This window comes from Streptomyces sp. NPDC054956 (assembly GCF_053609185.1).
The window spans coordinates 12,382-16,821 of record NZ_JBSGXB010000165.1 but is presented as its reverse complement, the minus strand read 5'-3'; the positions used below and the strand labels follow the sequence as shown (position 1 = coordinate 16,821).

The following is a 4,440-nucleotide window of genomic DNA, read 5'->3' as shown; positions in this document are numbered from 1 at the left end:
CGCGTACGCCCCGCAAGGGGCCCGCGCGGGGCCGCGGGCGTTCGTACGCCGCCAGGTGCACTGGACGTCGCCCCCGGCGAGGTGGAAGTGATCAAGAAAAGACCGCTGCACCGTCCGCATAACGGGCGGTAAATCCACATAGCGGCCACCAACCGATCGGTTTCGGCCGCACTGACTGGCCTAAGGTGTCCGAAGCCCACGGATGGAGACGGACCCCTATGTCAGGCAGCGGCGCTGTCAACCGCAACACACTTCGCCGGCAGATCGCGGACGCGCTGCGCGACGAGGTGCTCGCGGGACGCCTGCCGCCGGGCAGGGAGTTCACCGTCAAGCAGATCGCCGAGCAGTACGAGGTCTCCGCGACCCCCGTCCGGGAGGCCCTGGTCGACCTCGCCGGACAAGGCCTGCTCGACTCCGTCCAGCACCGCGGCTTCCGCGTCCGCGTCTTCACCGTGGATGATTTCCGGGGCATGATCGAGGCTCGTACGCTGATCGTGGAAGGCATCTTCCGCCAACTCGTGGAACGCGGCACCGCTCCGGGCACCGGTGAGCGGCTGGTCTCGGTGCGACGCAGGGCGGAAGAGGCGCGGCGGGCGGCGCTGAACGGCTCGCTCGAAGTGCTGATCGGCTACGACCTGCGCTTCTGGAAGGAGCTGAGCGGGCTGGTCGGCAACACCTACATCTCCGAGTTCCTGCACCGGCTCCGCGTGCAATGCTGGGTCTTCGCGGTGCCCTACCTGAAGGCCGAGCCGCACCTGCGCACCGATCTGTGGTCGGGCCACAACGAACTGATCGACGCGGTGACCCGCGCGGATGCCGAGGAGGTACGCCGCCTCGTGCACGCGTACAACCAGCACGGTCTGGACTGGGCCGCCGGCCTGGGGCCCAAGGCGGCCGGCCCGTGACCGCGGAGAACGGCGCGGAAGCGAGCGCGAGCACGAGCACGAGCTCAGGCGCGAACACGCCCTGGCTCGGCGCCGTCGGGCTCTCGGTGGTCATCCCCGTCCCCGTCGGCGGCGACGACCGCATCGGCGGGACGCTCGCCACCGCCCGCGGCCGGCTCGACGAACTGCTCGGCGCGGGGCCCGGTGACTGGGAGCTCGTCGTCGTCGACGCGGGCCCGGCCGGCGCCGTCCTGGCGGCGGCCGCCGAAGACCCCCGGATCCGGCTGGTCCGCCCCGACGGCGAACACCACGGCAAGGGCAGCGCGCTGCGGGCCGGAGTGCTCGCCTCGGCCGGCCGACGGGTGCTGATCACCGACGCCGGCCTCACGACTCCGCTCGACGAGCTGGCCCGCCTGGAGCGCGTCCTGGACGGGGCCCCCGGCCCGGGCCACGCCCCCGCCCCCGGCGCCGGCCACGCCCCCGCCCCGGACTCCGCCCCCGCCGTCGTCCTCGGACGGTCCGGAAACCGCCTGGTCCGCGCCATCGGCATCCCCGGGATACCCGGATTCCGCGCCGACACCTGCGGATTCGCCCTCTTCGACGGTGACCGCGCCCGCGCCGCCTTCGCCGCCTCCACGCTCGACGGACCGGCCATCGACGCCGAGGTGCTGCGCTGGATCCGCAGCCGGGGCTGGCGCGTGGCAGAGGTCGCGGTGGGGAGGGCCGGGGGTACCGCAGCCGCCGATCGCACCGCAGGCACCGTACGGACCAACGGTTCCGGCAGCCGTAGCCGTCGGCGAGCCCGTCGCACCGCCGGCGAGCGCTTCCGCGCGGTCGGGGAGCTGCTGCGCCTGAACTCCGGCGGCCTCGCCGTCGCCGCCGTCTTCCTCGGCCTCTCCCTCTACGTCTTCCAGGGCCTGTGGGCGGACCTGGACGGCAGCTACCTCGCCGACGCACTCCAGGACCAGAACCAGTGGGAGTGGTTCGTCGGCGTCACCACCGACAACATCACCCACCTGCGCAACCCGCTCTTCACCTACGCCCAGGGCATGCCGGACGGCGTGAACCTCATGGCCAACGCCACGATGCTCGGCCTGAACGTCCCGCTCATCCCCGTCACCCTGCTCTTTGGCGCGACCGTCACCTTCGCCCTGGTCCTCACGCTCGGCATGGCCGCCAGCGCCTGGACCTGGTACTGGCTGATCCGCCGCCGCTTCGTGCGCAGCCGCTGGGCCGCCGCCGCGGGCGGGGCGCTCGCCGCCTTCGCGCCGCCGATGGTCTCGCACGCCAACGGCCACCCGAACTTCGTCGTCCTCTTCATGATCCCGCTGATCATCGACCGGGCCCTGCGCCTGTGCGAGGGTCGCAACGTCACACGTGACGGGGTGCTGCTCGGGCTCTTCGCCACCTACCAGATCTTCATCGGCGAGGAGCCGCTGCTCATCGCCGCGCTCGCCATGCTGGTCTTCTGCCTGGCCTACCTGGCCGTGGACCGCCGCCGTGCGCTGGCGGCCGCGCGGCCGCTGGGCGCCGGGCTGGTCGTCGCCCTCGGCGTCTGCCTGCCGCTGGTGGTCGTCCCGCTGTTCTGGCAGTTCTCCGGCCCGCAGAGCTATCACGCGATCCTGCACGGGGACAACGCCGGGAACAGCCCGCGGGCCCTGATCGAGTACGCCTCCCGCTCGCTCTTCGGCGACCCCGAGACGGCCGGCCGCCTCTCCCTGAACACCACCGAGCAGAACGCCTTCTACGGCTGGCCCCTGCTGGCCTTCGGCGTCGTCGTCTGCGTGTGGCTGTGGCGGATCAGGACCGTACGGGCGCTGGCCATCACCGGCTTCGTGACGCTGCTGCTGTCGCTGGGGCCGTGGGTGCCCGTACCGCACACGGGGGTCGTGCTGGCGGGCCCCTGGCGGCTGATGATCGAGCTGCCGCTCTTCGAGTCCGTGATCGAGGGGCGCGTGGCCATGGCCTGCGCCCCCGTCCTCGGCATCCTGCTGGCCCTCGCGCTCGACCGGATCGTACGGATGCGCACGCGCGAGCTGCGCACGATCGGCCTGCTCGGTGCCGCGGCAGCGCTGATCCCGATCCTGCCGCTGCCGCTGACCGTACGGGAACGCGCGCCGGTGCCCGCCTTCATCACCTCCGGGTCGTGGAAGGACTACGTCAAGGACGGCGAGGCACTCGTTCCGGTACCGCTGCCGGACCCGGGCCAGGCGGACGCGCTGCACTGGCAGGTGGAGGCGGACTTCGGCTTCCGGCTGGCCGGCGGCTACTTCAACGGCCCGTGGGGACCCGACCGGATCGGGATCTACGGGGCCACCCCGAGGCACACCTCGAACCTCCTGCGCGACGTCCGCTACGGCGGGACCCCGCCCGAGGTCACCCCGGCCCTGCGGGCGCAGGCCCGGCGGGACCTGGAGTACTGGAAGGCGGGCGCGGTCGTCCTGCCCGTCCAGGAGCGGGACACGCAGCTGCGGGACCTGGTCAGCGGGCTGCTGGGCCGGACGCCGGAGAAGGTGCTGGACGCGTGGGTCTGGCGGGTGGGACCGGGGGCGCCGTAGCCCCCGGACCGCGGGCGCCTTGGCCCCGCCCCGACCCCCGTCCCTACCGGTACGGTGCGAGGTTCTGCTCACCCCTTCGCTGAGCGTGTCCGGCGCACTACGCTGGCCGGATCGGCGGCAACGACTGATCGGAGGCCGAGTGGCCTGTGACCTGTGGCTGGTCCCCCTTGTCGACGTGCTGTGCCACAGCCCCGACAATCCCTTCGCGGAAGAGATCGCCTCGTACGACAAGGCGCTGGGCGAGGCCGGACTGCCGTCCGTGCCGGTGTTCGCGTACATGCCCGGGCTCTCGGGGGACGTCGCCCCGGTGGCCGGTTTCGACTACGACGCCCTGCACTTCCTGCGGCGGGCGTACCTGCTCCAGATCTGCGGACTGCCGGTGACGCCGGTGGACGAGCTGGGCGGGGACTACGAGCAGCTGCTGGAGATGTTCGAGTCGACGGCCCAGCAGTCCCATCTGGTGTGGCACTACGACCACGCGGGGGCGTACGTCCCCGTGGACTTCGCGGTGCCGCTGGCCAACGAGGAGCTGCTGGCCGGGGGCGGGCCGCTGGGGTCCGCGCAGGGGTTGCTGCGGGAGTTGGCGGTGGTGGCTCCCGCGATCGGGATAGACCCCGGGAATCCGCCCGTGGCGCCGGCGCCTCCGGGGCGGCCCACGTCGCTGGAGGAGCCGGCGGGGCCGATTCCCTACGACGACAGTCCGTTCGCTCGGGAGCGGCACGTGTGGCTGGGGCTGCACGCGGCGGCCACCCGTAGCCTCGGGCAGGGCTCGATGATCATCTTCAGCTGAAGCGGCGTGTCGGCTCGGTGGGTGGGCGGGCGGGTGCGGGTGCGGGTGCCGCTGCGCGGGGCTCGTCCCCTACCCGCCCTTCGCCCGTTCCCGGGGGCTCCGCCCCCGACCCCGGGGCGGGCAGAGGCGCCCCGCGGGGGGGAGGCCCGCCAACAACCCCCCCGCGCCCCAAGGGGCGGCGCGCGGGGGGCGCGGCGCCGGCCGGCGG

3 protein-coding genes are annotated in these 4,440 nt (G+C 73.2%); all 3 read left to right on the top strand.

The window, feature by feature from the left end; all coding sequences use genetic code 11:
- Positions 1-218 precede the first annotated feature (218 nt).
- Positions 219-905: a GntR family transcriptional regulator gene (locus ACWGDE_RS23890; RefSeq protein ID WP_453391045.1), complete on the top strand. Its 687-nt coding sequence runs from the start codon at positions 219-221 to the stop codon at positions 903-905.
- Positions 902-3,442 (top strand): glycosyltransferase family 2 protein, encoded by a 2,541-nt coding sequence (locus tag ACWGDE_RS23885; RefSeq protein WP_453391044.1) that lies wholly within the window; start codon positions 902-904, stop codon positions 3,440-3,442. Before ACWGDE_RS23890 ends, ACWGDE_RS23885 begins: the two co-directional genes overlap by 4 nt.
- 139 nt (positions 3,443-3,581) lie before the next feature.
- Positions 3,582-4,232, top strand: coding sequence for a hypothetical protein (locus ACWGDE_RS23880; RefSeq protein ID WP_385330898.1), 651 nt, complete (start codon positions 3,582-3,584; stop codon positions 4,230-4,232).
- Positions 4,233-4,440: the final 208 nt, after the last annotated feature.